Genomic DNA, 12,848 nt, shown 5'->3' with positions numbered 1-12,848 from the left:
CCGGTGCTCAGCACCCTCTTGGTTGGGTGGGTGCATGCACTCCCCGCTGACCGTGACCGTCGTGATCCCGGTCCTCGACGACGCGGACCAGCTCACCGCCTGCCTGGCGTCCCTCGCCGGGCAGACCCGCCGGCCGGACGAGGTCGTCGTCGTCGACAACGGCAGCTCCGACGGCAGCGCCGCGGTGGCACGGGCGGCCGGTGCGACGGTGCTGCACGAGCCACTGCGGGGGATCGGTGCCGCCACGAGCCACGGGTACGACGCCGCCCGCGGCGACCTGATCGCCCGTGTCGACTCCGACTCGGTCCTGCCGGCGGACTGGATCGCCCGCGGGACGGCCTGGTTCGCCGACCCGCTCGTCACGGCCGTGACCGGTCCCGGGCACTTCCGCGGACTGGGCACGGGCGCCGGACGGTTCTGGGACGTCGCCTACATGCGGGCGTACTTCACGCTGATGACCGGGGCGCTCGGACGCCCGCCGCTGTTCGGCTCGAACATGTTCATGCGGCGCACCGCCTGGCTGGCGATCCGGCACCGCGTCCACCGTGAGGACCCGATGGTCCACGACGACGTCGACCTGTCGATCCAGTTCGACCCGACCTGGCGCACGGTGCTCGACACCGGGCTCGTCGCGTCGGTGTCGGGCACGCCCGTGCAGGATCCGTGGGGACTGGTCGTCCGGACCCGGAAGGCCGCCCGCACGTTCTGGGTGTCCGGCATGCGGGCGTTCTCCCCCGCCCGCATCATGCGGCGAGCACTCGTCGGCACGCGCCCGGTGCCGGTCGTCCGTCGAGCGGCCCCGCATCGAGCACCGCAGCCGAGCGATGCCGTGCCGGTGCAGCGGTGACGGTCGACCACCCCGGTCTGCACTGCATGACGTTCAACGTGCGCCGGCCGATGCCGCACCTGCGGCGTGGGCACCCGGACGCCTGGACCCGTCGCGCCCCGGCCGTCGCCGAACTGGTCCGGTCCGAGGCACCGCACCTGCTGGCCGTCCAGGAGGCCGTGTCCGCCCAGGTGCAGCACCTCGCCACCGCACTCGGGTCACGGTGGGCCCCGGTGGTCGCCGACCGCAGTGCGGCCGGCGGTGGCGAGCACGTGGGGTTCTTCGTCGACACCGAGCGGCTGCGGGTCGGCGACACCCGCACGATCGCACTCGCGCTGGACCCGACCCGGATCGGCTCCCGGGCGTGGGGAGCGCCCTTCCCGCGGATCGCCGTGCTGGTCGGCCTGCACGACCTCGTGTCGGACACGGCGTTCCTGGCCGTCGCGACCCACGTCGACCCGTTCTCCCCGCTCGCGCAGGTCCGCTCCGCGCGGCTGCTCGGGCGGCAGGTGCACGCCGCCGGGCTGCCCGCGGTGGTCATGGCCGACTGGAACGCCGGGGAGCGCTCGGCGTCCGCCCGGGTGCTGACGGCGGCGGGGCTCGAGGACACCTGGGACCTGATGCCCGCGGAGCGGCGTCCGGCGAGCGTCGGCACGTACGCGGCCTACCGACAGCCGAAGCCCGGCGGTCCCCGCCTCGACCGGATCCTGGTCCGCGGCGCCGCCGGGGCCCGTCCGGCCGTCGACAGCGTGTCGATCTCCACGCTGCGGCCGTCGGGCACCTGGCCCTCCGACCACCTCCCCGTCCATGCCGTCATTCGTTGGGAGACCTGAGTGACCAGCATCGTCACCACCGCCGGCCCGACCTTCCTGCGTCGTCCCCACGGCGCCGAGTACGTGGCCGACGTGCTCCGGGCACTGACGCTCGTGAGCATCCCCGTCGCGGCCGTCGGCTGGGGCCCGATCGCTTTCGCGGTGATGTCGCTGACGATGCTCGGCGTCGTCGTCCCGCGCATCCTGGGCCTGCGTCCGGCCTTCGACACCGCGCTCTGCCTGCTGGCACTGGTGGCCGGCTGGAGCAGCGTCCTGGAGTGGTACACGACCGTGTTCCTCTGGGACAAGATCATCCACTTCCTGCTCATCGGCGCGCTGAGCATCCTGGTCGTCGTGATCGGCTCCGACGTCCGGGTGCTCCCCGACGTCCGGCGGATGCCGCTGGTCGCCGTCGTGGTGCTGGCGGGGACGGCCGGGCTGGCGATCGGTGGCGTGTGGGAGATGTGCGAGTGGGTCGGGCACACGTACCTCGACTCGTCGATCTTCGTCGGCTACGACGACACGATCGGCGACCTCGCTGCGGACACGGCGGGCGCCGTCGCGGCGGGCTTCGCCGTGCGCTCGAGCGCCGCGGACCGGCGCGTCGTCGACCCGGGTCGCTCCCGCCGCTGACGGTCAGCGCAGCGCCGGGCAGTGCTCCGGCGTCGGGTGCTCGCTGATGCTGATGACCTCGTCGAGCCGGTCACGCGCGGCGCGCAGCTCGGCCATCTGCGCCGTGATCCGGTCGCGCTCGTCGGTCAGCAGCGCGAAGCTCTCCGGCGTGGCGACACCCGCGTCCACGCACGGCAGCAGCTGCGCGATCGTCCGGCTGGACAACCCGGCGGCGTAGAGCTGCTGCACCAGGCGGACCCGCTCGACGGCGGCGTCGTCGTACGTGCGCTGCCCCGCCGCTGTCCGGTCGGCGACGAGCAGCCCCTGTTCCTCGTAGTACCGCAGCGACCGCACGCTGACGCCCGCCCGTGCGGCGAGGTCCCCGATGCGCATCCGTTCGTCGATCACGACTTGCCCCTGACGTCCATGTGAGGTCCTAGCGTACGTCCGTCGTCGCGGGAGAGGCCCGCGCGACGGAAGGACACCATGGACATCACCGGATCGGTCGCACTCGTCACCGGGTCGAACCGCGGCATCGGTCGCCGTTTCGTCACGGAGCTGCTCGAGCGCGGTGCCGCGAAGGTCTACGCGACCGCTCGCCGGCCCGAGCTCGTCGACGTCCCCGGCGTCGAGGTCCTGCCCCTCGACATCACCGACCAGGCCTCCGTCGACGCCGTCGCGGAGCGCGCCGGCGACGTCACGCTGCTGGTCAACAACGCCGGCATCACCTCGCAGTCGGCGCTGCTGACCGACGACCTGGACGACCTGCGGCATGAACTCGACACGCACGTGTGGGGCACGCTCGCGATGACCCGGGCCTTCGCACCCGTCATCGAGCGCAACGGGGGCGGCGGCATCGTGAACGTCCTGTCGGCGCTGTCGTGGTTCGCGTACCCCGGCTCGGGCAGTTACGCGATCGCCAAGGCGGCGGCGTGGAACATGACGAACGCCCTGCGCCTGGAACTCGCGCCGAAGGGCATCAGCATGCAGGGGCTGCACCTGGGTGCGGCCGACACCGACATGATGGCGGGCTATGAGGGCCCCAAGGTCGACCCGGCCGACGTGGCACGGGCGTCGCTCGACGGGGTCGAGCGCGACGCGCTCGAGGTCGTCGTCGACGACTGGAGCGCCGCCGCGAAGGCGGCCCTGGCGGCCGACCCCGCCGCCTTCTACCGGCAGTTCACGGCCTGACCACCGGACGGGAGGCCCGGTGCGGGCCCGCACCGGGCCTCCCGTCCGGCCGTGGCCGGGTTCAGTGCTCGGCCGTCACCTTCGCGGACATCCGCGCCATCAGGGCACGCGGCACGAACCGGTGCGCGTTCGCGATCACGGTGTTGCCGAGCCCCGACACCACCGTCGGGCCCCCGGCACGGGCGAAGGCGCGCAGGCCGACCGCGGCGACCTGGTCGGCGGTCTGCCGCCCGCTCGTCATGACGTCGCCGCCACCGGCCGCGTCGAAGAAGCCCGTCTCTGTGGGACCGGGGCAGAGTGCCAGGACCCGGACGCCCGAGCCGAGCGTCTCCTGCCAGACGGCCTCGGTGAACGACAGCACGAAGGCCTTGGTCGCCCCGTAGACGGCCATGCCCGGCGTCGGCTGGAACGACGCGGTCGACGCGATCGTCATGACACCGCCGACCCGACGCTCGAGCATGGCGGGCAGGAACGCGTGCACCATCCGGGTCAGCGCGGTGCAGTTGAGCGCGATCTGCGTCCGGTTCCGCTCGTCCGTGGCGTCGACGAAGTCTCCGTGCGCGCCGACCCCGGCGTTCGCGACCACGATGTCGACGCGGGTCCCCCGCATGGCCTCGACGACGTGGTCGACCCCGTCGTCAGTCGCCAGGTCGGCCACGAGGACCTCGGTCCGCACCCGGTGGTCACGCCGGATCCGCGCCGCGACCGCTTCGAGCGCGTCAGCGGACCTGGCGACCAGGACCACGTCGCTGCCGGCGCGCGCCAGGCCGACCGCGATGGCCTCGCCGATGCCACCGCTGGCACCGGTGACCAGGGCGCGACGGGAACGGAACGGGTGCTTCGGGGGTGTCATGCACCCTGCCTACACGGACGTGACCGGACCATCCGGCTCGGTGACGAACGGACGCCTGAGCATCGCCGCAGCTGCCCGCGCCCGCGGGATGACCACGACGGCGCTCCAGAGGCCGAGCCCCACCCACAGGCCGGTGAGCAGCAGGGTGATGAGCATGCCGTGCTGCGCGCGCATCGACCATGTCATCGCGATCCAGAACACGCTGAGCACGATCTTCCCCCAGCCGGCGAGCTGGCGTTCGGCCTGCGCCTGGACGAGCGGGATCCACTCGGTGGCGGGCACGTCGACCGGGACCTCGCCGTCGGAGACCCACCGCTGCGCGACCGTCGCACGTTCGTAGCCGCCCTCGAGCCGCCAGGACCGCAGTGTCAGCGCGACGCCGATCGCACCTCCGACGACCGCGGCGGGGATGCCGACGGACACGAGCACGCCGGTCGTCGCCGTGGTCCACGACGACAGCACGAGCATCACCAGGACGACCGCGAACGCGGCCCCCGCGATCGCGGCGCCGAGCAGTCGGAGCCGTCCGGCCTCGTCGATCACGCCCACATGCACGGCACATTGCTACACCCTCCAGCTGGCGTCGAGGCGTGCGCGTAGCGTCGGACTGGACCTGTACGAGGAGAGACACACGATGGCGAAGCACACCAAGCACACCGGCACCAAGGCACTGCTGCTCGGGATCCTGACCGGCGGCCGCAGCGCGACCCCGCTCGCACTGCTGGCACTCAACCGGGACCAGTCGCAGCTGTCCGGGTCGTGGCAGGACTGGGCGGTGTTCCGCACGCCGCTCGGCCGCGGGCTGCTGGTCGCTGCCGCGGTCGGCGAGATCATCGGCGACAAGCTCCCGATGACCCCGAACCGCACCGCCGCCACCGGGCTGATCGGCCGGGCAGCGTCCGGAGCCGTCGTCGGGCTCGCCATCGGGACGACCGGCAGGCGCGACCGCCGTGTCGAGGGTGCCGTGCTCGGCGCGGTCGGCGCGGTCATCGGCAGCTTCGTGGGCCTGGCCGCGCGCAAGGCCGTCGGGAAGACCACCGGCCTGCACGACCCGCTCGTGGCGCTCGCCGAGGACGCCGCGGTGATCGCCGGCACGCAGAAGGTCCTCACCTCGCGCTGACGACCTCGCGCTGACGCTCAGCGCGTGGTGACCGTGGTGTCGCTGACGGCGGTCTCGCTGACTGCGGGGGCGCCGGTCCCCGACGATCCCGACGCCGTGCGGATCGCCGTGGCGAACGCGCCGGCGATCCGGACGTTCGCCGCGGTCGTCGGGTGGATGCCGTCCGCCGTCGTGCCGGGCGCCCAGGAGTCGTCGGGCTCGCGGTCGCCGGCGAACGGGTCGGCGTAGGACCAGCCGTGCGCGTGGGCGTCCGTCGCCAGGGCTCGGTCGAGCACCCGGTTGCCGGTCCGACGGTCGACGCCCCACAGGCTCGTGGTGTGGTTCGACGGCGGAGCGGCGACCAGCAGCACGTGCGGCGTGCCCTGCCGCTCGACGAGGGTGTCGATGGTGCGCACGATGCGGTCGGTCGGCACGCCCTGGTTCACGTCGTTGGTGCCGAGCTCGACGACCAGCACGTCCGCCCCGGGGACGGCGGGCATCCGCGCCAGGACCTGGTCGGAGCGGTACCCGCTGTGCGCGTAGCCGCCGAGCGCGTGCACGCCGGTACCCGAGCCGGTCGGGTCGCTCGCGAGGTCACGGAGCCACGAACCCGGGCGGGCCGTGATCGAGTCCCCGGCGTACGCGAACGTCACCGCACCACGGACGTCCGCGCCGACGACGCCGGTGAGGACCTGGTTCGGCGTGTGCCGGAGCTCGCGGATCTGGGCCGCGGCGATGCGTGCCGCCTCGGCGGTGGCGGTGGTCGTGACCACCGGGTGCGACGCGAGGACGACGACGGCGGGGACCGCGACGAGGGCCGCGACCAGTGACGCGACGGTGACGATGTGACGCGGACGCATGGCGGTCCTCCCGGGTGTCCTGCAGCTGCGGGATCACCGTAGGCCCGCACCGGGCCGGTCAGCCGTGGGACCGGTGGGAACCACGCCTGCTGCCTGAAGCCCCTCGGAGCCGACGCTGGGAGGAGCTCAGGCCGTAGGTCACCAGCGCTCGTGCACCGTCGCGCGGAACCAGCGGTCGTACAGGTCGTTCACCGTGCTGTCGAGGCCGGGCACGGAGTCGAGGTCGAGCGAGCCGGCCTCGGCGTTCGAGCGGGCCTGGTCGGCGTTGCGCGCACCCGGGATCGCCGCGGTGACGCCGTCCTGCGCGACGATCCACGCGAGCGCGGCCTGCGGGACGGACACACCTGACGGCAGGGACGCCGCGAACTCCTGCGCCGCGCGGACACCGTCCTCGAACGGGACGCCGCTGAAGGTCTCGCCCTGGTCGAAGGCCTCGCCGTGCCGGTTGTACGTTCGGTGGTCCTGCGGGGCGAACTCGGTGTCGGTCGTGTACTTGCCGGAGAGCAGTCCCGACGCCAGCGGCACACGGGCCAGGACGGCGACACCGGCCTCACGGGCTGCGGGCAGGACGGCGTCGAGCGGCTTGAGGCGGAACGCATTGAGGATGATCTGCACGCTGGCCACACCGGGATGGGCGATCGCGGTCAGGGCCTGTTCGGCGGTCTCGACACTGACGCCGTACGCGGCGATCGACTGGTCCGCGATCAGGGCGTCGAGGGCGTCGTACACCGCGTCGTCCGCGAACACCACGGACGGCGGGCAGTGCAGCTGAACCAGGTCGAGCGTGTCCTGCTGCAGGTTCGTCCGCGACCGGTCGACCCACTCGCGGAAGTTCGCCGCGACGTAGTTCTCCGGGACCTGGTCCGCGCGGCGGCCCATCTTCGTCGTGACCGTCACCCCGGAGTCCGCGTTGGCCCTGAGCCAACGGCCGATGCGCTGCTCGCTCTCGCCGTCGCCGTAGACGTCGGCGGTGTCGAACAGGGTCACACCGGCGTCGGCGGAGGCGTCCATCACGGCGAAGGCGTCCTCGTCGGAGACGGGCCCCCAGTCACCACCGAACTGCCACGTGCCGAGACCGATGACGGAGACTTCGCGGCCGGTGCTGGCCAGGGGGCGTCGCTGCATGCTGTCGACGGTAGTCGCCCGCGCCCTGGCGGTGGACCAGGCCGGCGGAGGGGCTCGGCCGGGCTGCTGCGCGGGCGATGGCGGCCATCGCTTTTGTCAGATGACGAATCCGGTCCGGGATCCCGCAGGATCGCGAACCGGATTCGTCACCGCTCGATCCGGGAACCACCGCCGCCAGCGGGGCCCGGTCGCGTCACTTGCCCAGGCCGGACAGCTCCTCGAACTCGTCGTCGGTCAGCTCGATCGTCGCACCGGCGAGGTTGTCCTCGAGGTGGTCGACGCTCGACGTGCCCGGGATGGGCAGCATGACCGGCGAGCGCTTGAGCAGCCACGCCAGGGCGAGCTGTGCCGGGGTCGCGCCCTTGCGCTGCGCCAGATCGGTCAGCGGGGAGCGGTCGCCCGTCAGTCCGCCGGTGGCGAGCGGGAACCACGGGATGAAGCCGATGCCCTGCTCGGTGGACCAGTCGAGGAGCTCCTCGGCGTCGCGCTTCTGCAGGTTGTAGAGGTTCTGCACGGAGACGATGGTGGCGATCTCCTGCGCGGCCTTGACGTCGTCGACCGAGACCTCGGACAGGCCGATGTGGCGGATCTTGCCCTCGTCCTGCAGCTTCTTCAGCTCGCCGACCTGGTCCTCGAGCGGGACCTTCGGGTCGATGCGGTGCAGCTGGAACAGGTCGATGCGCTCGAGCCCCAGGCGCCGGAGGCTCATCTCGGCCTCCTGGCGCAGGTACTCGGGACGGCCGACCGGCGGCCACTTGTTGGGTCCGGTCCGCGTCAGGCCGGCCTTGGTCGCGATGACGACGTCGTCGCCGTACGGGTGCAGGGCCTCCTTGAGGAGCTCCTCGGCGACGTAGGGGCCGTACGAGTCGGCGGTGTCGAAGAAGTTCACCCCGAGCTCGACGGCGCGCTTGAGCACGCGGACGGCTTCGTCGTGGTCCTTCGGCGGTCCCCACACCCCGGGGCCGGTGAGCTGCATGGTGCCGTAGCCGAGGCGGTTGACCTCGAGGTCGCCACCGATGCGGAACGTGCCGGAGGCGTCTGCGGGACGGGTCGTGGTATCGGAGTTGGTCATGGACCCGGTCTACGCCGCGATGGCGGGTGGAGCATCCACACCTGTCCCCCGGGTCAGCGCTCGGGTCGCGGGTACGGCGTCTCGCCGCGTCCGAGCATCCCGACCAGCTTGGCGATGCGGTTCGCGCGGGCGGTGGGGCTCGGGGCCGTCGTCACCCGGTGCAGCACGGCGTACCGGTTGGTCCCGTCCAGGTCCGCGAACAGGGCGGCCGCCGCGGGGTCGGCGTCGAGCGCGGTCTGCAGGTCCTCGGGCACCGTGGCGCTCGCCGCGCCCGCGTACGCCCGGTCCCACCGTCCGTCCGCCTTCGCCCGGTCGACCTCCGCCTGTCCGCGGTCGCGCATCCGGCCCGCGGCGGTCAGCGTCGCGACCAGGCCGATGTTCCGTTCCGACCACAGCGAGGCCTTCCGGCGCGGGGTGAACCGCTGCAGGAACGTGGCCGCGTCACGCGAGCGTTTCTGCCCGTCGATCCAGCCCGAGCACAGCGCCTCGTCGAGCGCCTGGGCGTAGGTGAGCCTCGTCGGCTCGGTGGTGCCCTTCTTCGCCAGCACCAGCCAGACGCCGTCGGGTTCGTCCTCGTGCGCGACCAGCCAGGCACGCCAGGCATCGGCGTCGAGGACGACCAGCTCCGGTGCCACCATGCGCACATCGTAGGTCGTCGCGGACGAACCGGGCCGCCGACGACTACCTTCTGTCACATCCGGTCCACAGGGACCACGAAGGGAACACACACCATGAGCGCATCTTCTGGGCGGCCGACCGCGGTCACCGTCTCGTTCTTCCTCTGGCTGATCACCGTCTTGCTGGGCCTGATCGGCGGCGTCGTCGCCCTGTTCTCCAGCTCTGCTTCCACGCAGGTCCAGGCTCAGAACATGGGCGGCATCGCTGTGGCCGGCGGCATTATCGGCATCGTCATCGCGCTGGTTCAGCTGTTCATCGTCTTCCGCATGCGCGATGGCCGCAACTGGGCCCGGATCGTGCTGCTGGTCCTGGCGATCCTGCAGGTCTTGTTCGGCGTTGCCTCGTTCACGATCCTCGGCACCATCGGCCTCATCGCGGTCATCATCGCGACGGTCCTGATGTTCCTGCCGGCGTCGAACGGCTACTTCCGCCGCGGCTGAGCCACAGCGCGCGGGCGTGCAGCCCGCACCGCACCGCAGAACGGACACAGCACCACGGGATCCCGTGGTGCTGTGTCCGTTCCGGCGTGCAGTGCCGTTCCGCCCGCGCCCGCATCAGCGCCGCGGCTCAGACCCAGTGCGGCTGCGCGAACACCCCGTGCGGATCGGCCTGCTCAGCGATGCGGTGCAGCCGTGAGGTGTTGACGTCGAAGTACGCCGACGGGTCGGTGATCGCGGCGTCGCAGTAGTTCGCGTACGCCGCATCGCCCCACGCCGGACGCATCGCCGAGCGGAACCCGCGCACGTACCGGTCGAACGGCGCCGGGTCGCTGCCGTTCGCGAACACCGCCGTGTACTGCACGGTGCACAGCGCCGACCGCCACGGGAACGGGGTGTCCGTTCGCCCGACGTCGGCCACGGCCCCGCCGAGGGCGTCGAGCGCGACACCGCCCTCCTGCATCCCGGAGACGTCGGACGCACCCGCGGCCTGCTGCACCAGCACGTCGATCTGCGCGTCGGACAGCGCCGTGGTCCCGATCGACGACGTCGCCGCCTCGGACACCCGCTGCGGCTTCCCCGCCAGCTGCGCCATCGCAGCGCCGTAGCTGAGCTCCGTCGCGGTGTGCGTCGTCGGAGTCACCCCGGCGGACGCGATGAAACCGTCGACGGAGGTGTCTGCGCCCGACTTCTCGCCGGTCCACGTTCCCGTGACGGTCACGGTCGGTGTGCTGTGTCGCGACCCGGCCAGCAGTTTCAGGGTCGACCACAGCTTCGGGTCCGCCCGGGGCGCCCAGGCCTGCCAGGCACGCACGACCGCCGCAGCGGCAGACCAGGGGAAGACGACGGTGAAGAGCAGCACGGGAGGCGCGGGTTGCGTCCGCAGCGTCATCGACGTCACGACGCCGACCGTCCCGCCACCCCCGCCACGGCTGGCCCAGAACAGGTCCGGGTCCGACGACGCGGACGTCTCGTGCACGGTCCCGTCCGCGGTGACCATCGTGACGGCGGTCACCTGGTCGGCGGTGAGCCCGAACGAGCGGACGAGCACCCCCACGCCACCGCCGAGGGTCAGGCCGCCGATGCCGACCGTCGGACAGGAGCCCGAGCCGATGGCACGTCCGGCATCGGCCAGGGTCGCGTAGACGTCCGCGAGCCGTGCGCCGGGGCCCACCGTCACCGAGTCGCCGGACACCTGGACACCGTCGAGGTCCGCGGTGCTGATCACGAGCGACCGGGGGACGTCCGTGCCCGCGGCGCCGCCGGCCGACCACCCCGTGTACGAGTGACCGCCGGCGCGGAGTGCCACGGGGGTGTTCGTGTTCCGCGCGAACGCCAACCCCGCGGCGACGTCGTCCGTGTCCGCCACGCGGAGGATGCCCTGCGGGTCGGCGTCGTCGTAGCGGGGGTTCTCGAGCACGCGGGCACCGTCCCATCCCTGCGAGCCGGATCTGAGCAGCGTGCCGGACACGGCCGCGGCCAACGCGTCCCAGGTGGTCGGACCGGTCCCGCCCGACGACGGCGACGCGGATCCGGACGGCGTGGAGTCGGACGGTGCGGACGTGGGCGACCCCGACGGCTTCGGTGCGGGTCCGCTGCACGCGGCGAGCACCCCCGCCAGTCCCAGGCCGACTCCCCCGGCGATGAGTCTCCTGCGGGTGGTGCTGCTCGACGGTCGTTCGCTCACGGAACCTGTCTACGCCTCCGTCGAGCTGATGCGGACGGCTCCGGCCCAGTCGTGCACCCACGCCGGCAGCTCCCGGTCCGCCGGGGCCCCGCCGAGGGCGTCGAGCAACTCCGCCGAGGGCACCGTGCCGCCACTGGTCCGCAGGAAGCGTGCCTGCACCACCGCACGGGCGACGACGGACCCGCGCCGCACGAACGTCTGCTCCATGTACGCGGCCCGGTCGTCCACCCCGAGCACGCGGGTCACGAGCTCGAACCGCTGCCCGAGCGTCAGCGACCGCTTGTACGTGATCGTCTGCGCGGCGACGACCGGGTACCAGCCACGATCGGTCAGCGACTGCCAGAACCCGGAGCGGAGCATCAGGTCCATCCGGCCCAGGTCGAGCATGGACAGGTACTTGCCGTTGTTGACGTGCCGCAGCGGGTCGAGGTCGGTCGGCACCACGCGGAACGGCGTCCTCGCCTCGTCCCACAGCGACAGGCGGCGCGCTCGCCGGGTCCGGAGACGCAGGAGCAGCAGCCGGAAGTACAGGTTCACGCTCTGATCACAGCACGAGTAGACCGGGATGCATGCAGACACGCAAGCTCAGTGACCTCCACGTCGGCGCCCTCGGCCTCGGGACGATGGGGATGAGCGCCTTCTACACGGGCGCCGGCACGGACGACGACGAGTCGGTGCGCACCATCCACCGCGCGATCGACCTCGGCGTCACCCTCTTCGACACCGCCGAGGCCTACGGTCCCTACACGAACGAGGAGCTCCTGCGTCGAGCCCTCGCCGACCGCCGCGACGACGTCGTCATCGCGACGAAGTTCGGCCTCATCACCCACCAGCCGGGCGAAGCGGAGCCGGCGACGCAGCGTGGCATCAGCTCTGCCCCCGAGTCCGTCCAGGAGGCGCTCGAGGGCTCCCTCCGCCGCCTCGGCACCGACCACATCGACCTGTACTATCAGCACCGCGTCGACCCGCAGGTCCCGATCGAAGACGTCATCGGCCAGCTCGCCGAGTTCGTCCAGCAGGGGAAGATCCGCCACATCGGCCTGTCCGAGGCCAGTGCCGCGACGATCCGCAAGGCGCACGCCGTCCACCCGATCACGGCCCTGCAGAGCGAGTACTCGCTGTGGACCCGCGACCCCGAGGGCGACGTGCTCGACACCCTGCGCGAACTCGGCATCGGCCTGGTGCCGTACTCGCCGCTCGGCCGCGGGTTCCTGACCGGAGCGATCACGAAGCCCTCGGACCTGGACTCCGGCGACTTCCGCCTCGACAACCCCCGCTTCCAGGAGGAGGCCTTCGCGACGAACATGCGCATCGTCGACGAGGTCAAGCACGTCGCGGACGAGGTCGGCGGCACGCCCGCCCAGGTCGCCCTCGCCTGGCTGCTGGCGCAGGGCGACGACGTCGTCCCGATCCCGGGCACCAAGCGCGTCAGCCGACTCGAGGAGAACGTCGGCGCCACCGACCTCACCCTCACCCCGGAGCAGGTCGAGCGTCTGTCGGCGCTGCCCGCCCCGTCGGGCGACCGCTACCCCGACATGTCGAGCATCGGCCGGTAGAACCGACCAGGAGACGGACGGGAGGCCCGTGGCGACCCCG

The 12,848-nt window shown here is 72.4% G+C and carries 16 protein-coding genes; 7 read left to right on the top strand and 9 right to left on the bottom strand.

Translation table 11 applies throughout. The features are described 5' to 3' along the window. The first annotated feature begins 34 nt into the window (after positions 1–34). From DEJ13_RS17245 to DEJ13_RS17235, 3 genes are read left to right on the top strand one after another with little or no spacing between them, the layout of a single operon-like run. Positions 35–847, top strand: coding sequence for a glycosyltransferase family 2 protein (locus tag DEJ13_RS17245; protein WP_111106052.1), 813 nt, complete (start codon positions 35–37; stop codon positions 845–847). Further along, positions 844–1,659, top strand: coding sequence for an endonuclease/exonuclease/phosphatase family protein (locus DEJ13_RS17240; protein WP_111106051.1), 816 nt, complete (start codon positions 844–846; stop codon positions 1,657–1,659). Before DEJ13_RS17245 ends, DEJ13_RS17240 begins: the two co-directional genes overlap by 4 nt. Continuing rightward, positions 1,660–2,271: a DUF2238 domain-containing protein gene (locus DEJ13_RS17235; RefSeq protein ID WP_111106050.1), complete on the top strand. Its 612-nt coding sequence runs from the start codon at positions 1,660–1,662 to the stop codon at positions 2,269–2,271. 3 nt (positions 2,272–2,274) lie between these two features. Here DEJ13_RS17235 and DEJ13_RS17230 read toward each other — a convergent pair whose 3' ends face one another. Beyond that, positions 2,275–2,658 carry a MerR family transcriptional regulator gene (locus DEJ13_RS17230; protein WP_258374024.1) on the bottom strand — a complete coding sequence of 128 codons (384 nt, stop codon included), beginning with the start codon at positions 2,656–2,658 and terminating at the stop codon, positions 2,275–2,277. A gap of 78 nt (positions 2,659–2,736) precedes the next feature. Between DEJ13_RS17230 and DEJ13_RS17225 the strand changes: the two genes are divergently transcribed. Beyond that, positions 2,737–3,441, top strand: a complete 705-nt coding sequence (locus tag DEJ13_RS17225; RefSeq protein ID WP_111106049.1) for an SDR family oxidoreductase — start codon at positions 2,737–2,739, stop codon at positions 3,439–3,441. A 61-nt stretch (positions 3,442–3,502) separates the two neighbouring features. Here DEJ13_RS17225 and DEJ13_RS17220 read toward each other — a convergent pair whose 3' ends face one another. Continuing rightward, entirely contained in the window at positions 3,503–4,294 is a 792-nt protein-coding gene (locus tag DEJ13_RS17220; RefSeq protein WP_111106048.1) for an SDR family NAD(P)-dependent oxidoreductase, read from the bottom strand. 9 nt (positions 4,295–4,303) lie between these two features. Next, positions 4,304–4,849, bottom strand: coding sequence for a hypothetical protein (locus tag DEJ13_RS17215; RefSeq protein WP_162241693.1), 546 nt, complete (start codon positions 4,847–4,849; stop codon positions 4,304–4,306). A 79-nt stretch (positions 4,850–4,928) separates the two neighbouring features. Between DEJ13_RS17215 and DEJ13_RS17210 the strand changes: the two genes are divergently transcribed. Next, positions 4,929–5,414 (top strand): DUF4126 family protein, encoded by a 486-nt coding sequence (locus tag DEJ13_RS17210; protein WP_056121133.1) that lies wholly within the window; start codon positions 4,929–4,931, stop codon positions 5,412–5,414. 17 nt (positions 5,415–5,431) lie between these two features. On the opposite strand, the gene DEJ13_RS17205 is transcribed toward DEJ13_RS17210, so the two are convergent. The 4 genes from DEJ13_RS17205 to DEJ13_RS17190 form a co-directional block, all read right to left on the bottom strand. Continuing rightward, the gene (locus DEJ13_RS17205; RefSeq protein ID WP_056121135.1) at positions 5,432–6,253 is read right to left on the bottom strand and encodes an SGNH/GDSL hydrolase family protein; all 822 of its coding nucleotides are present in this window, start codon (positions 6,251–6,253) and stop codon (positions 5,432–5,434) included. Positions 6,254–6,391: 138 nt separating this feature from the next. Next, positions 6,392–7,378: an aldo/keto reductase gene (locus DEJ13_RS17200; RefSeq protein ID WP_056121137.1), complete on the bottom strand. Its 987-nt coding sequence runs from the start codon at positions 7,376–7,378 to the stop codon at positions 6,392–6,394. Positions 7,379–7,571: 193 nt separating this feature from the next. Continuing rightward, positions 7,572–8,450 carry an aldo/keto reductase gene (locus DEJ13_RS17195; RefSeq protein ID WP_056121139.1) on the bottom strand — a complete coding sequence of 293 codons (879 nt, stop codon included), beginning with the start codon at positions 8,448–8,450 and terminating at the stop codon, positions 7,572–7,574. 53 nt (positions 8,451–8,503) lie between these two features. Next, positions 8,504–9,088 carry a YdeI/OmpD-associated family protein gene (locus tag DEJ13_RS17190; RefSeq protein ID WP_111106047.1) on the bottom strand — a complete coding sequence of 195 codons (585 nt, stop codon included), beginning with the start codon at positions 9,086–9,088 and terminating at the stop codon, positions 8,504–8,506. Between the two features lie 93 nt (positions 9,089–9,181). On the opposite strand from DEJ13_RS17190, the gene DEJ13_RS17185 reads away from it, so the two are divergent. Further along, the gene (locus DEJ13_RS17185; RefSeq protein ID WP_111106046.1) at positions 9,182–9,568 is read left to right on the top strand and encodes a hypothetical protein; all 387 of its coding nucleotides are present in this window, start codon (positions 9,182–9,184) and stop codon (positions 9,566–9,568) included. 127 nt (positions 9,569–9,695) lie between these two features. Here the strand turns inward: DEJ13_RS17185 and DEJ13_RS17180 are convergent, their stop codons facing one another. Both DEJ13_RS17180 and DEJ13_RS17175 read right to left on the bottom strand, forming a co-directional pair. Further along, a complete protein-coding gene (locus DEJ13_RS17180) occupies positions 9,696–11,252 on the bottom strand; it encodes an FAD-binding oxidoreductase (protein ID WP_111106045.1) in 1,557 nt (518 codons plus the stop codon). 9 nt (positions 11,253–11,261) lie between these two features. Further along, positions 11,262–11,789 (bottom strand): acyl-CoA thioesterase, encoded by a 528-nt coding sequence (locus tag DEJ13_RS17175; protein ID WP_056121147.1) that lies wholly within the window; start codon positions 11,787–11,789, stop codon positions 11,262–11,264. 32 nt (positions 11,790–11,821) lie between these two features. Between DEJ13_RS17175 and DEJ13_RS17170 the strand changes: the two genes are divergently transcribed. Continuing rightward, positions 11,822–12,808, top strand: coding sequence for an aldo/keto reductase (locus DEJ13_RS17170; RefSeq protein ID WP_056121149.1), 987 nt, complete (start codon positions 11,822–11,824; stop codon positions 12,806–12,808). Positions 12,809–12,848: the final 40 nt, after the last annotated feature.

The organism is Curtobacterium sp. MCLR17_007 (assembly GCF_003234655.2).
Taxonomy (GTDB): domain Bacteria; phylum Actinomycetota; class Actinomycetes; order Actinomycetales; family Microbacteriaceae; genus Curtobacterium.
Note: the sequence above shows the minus strand (reverse complement) of the source record. Positions and strands in the feature narration are given on the sequence as shown.

Bases quoted from the DNA above. Each gene is read 5' to 3' on its own strand.
- DEJ13_RS17205 (WP_056121135.1), bottom strand. From the start codon at position 6,253: ATGCGTCCGCGTCACATCGTCACCGTCGCGTCACTGGTCGCGGCCCTC.
- DEJ13_RS17245 (WP_111106052.1), top strand. From the start codon at position 35: ATGCACTCCCCGCTGACCGTGACCGTCGTGATCCCGGTCCTCGACGAC.
- DEJ13_RS17225 (WP_111106049.1), top strand. From the start codon at position 2,737: ATGGACATCACCGGATCGGTCGCACTCGTCACCGGGTCGAACCGCGGC.
- DEJ13_RS17170 (WP_056121149.1), top strand. From the start codon at position 11,822: ATGCAGACACGCAAGCTCAGTGACCTCCACGTCGGCGCCCTCGGCCTC.
- DEJ13_RS17195 (WP_056121139.1), bottom strand. From the start codon at position 8,450: ATGACCAACTCCGATACCACGACCCGTCCCGCAGACGCCTCCGGCACG.
- DEJ13_RS17220 (WP_111106048.1), bottom strand. From the start codon at position 4,294: ATGACACCCCCGAAGCACCCGTTCCGTTCCCGTCGCGCCCTGGTCACC.
- DEJ13_RS17210 (WP_056121133.1), top strand. From the start codon at position 4,929: ATGGCGAAGCACACCAAGCACACCGGCACCAAGGCACTGCTGCTCGGG.
- DEJ13_RS17200 (WP_056121137.1), bottom strand. From the start codon at position 7,378: ATGCAGCGACGCCCCCTGGCCAGCACCGGCCGCGAAGTCTCCGTCATC.
- DEJ13_RS17190 (WP_111106047.1), bottom strand. From the start codon at position 9,088: ATGGTGGCACCGGAGCTGGTCGTCCTCGACGCCGATGCCTGGCGTGCC.
- DEJ13_RS17185 (WP_111106046.1), top strand. From the start codon at position 9,182: ATGAGCGCATCTTCTGGGCGGCCGACCGCGGTCACCGTCTCGTTCTTC.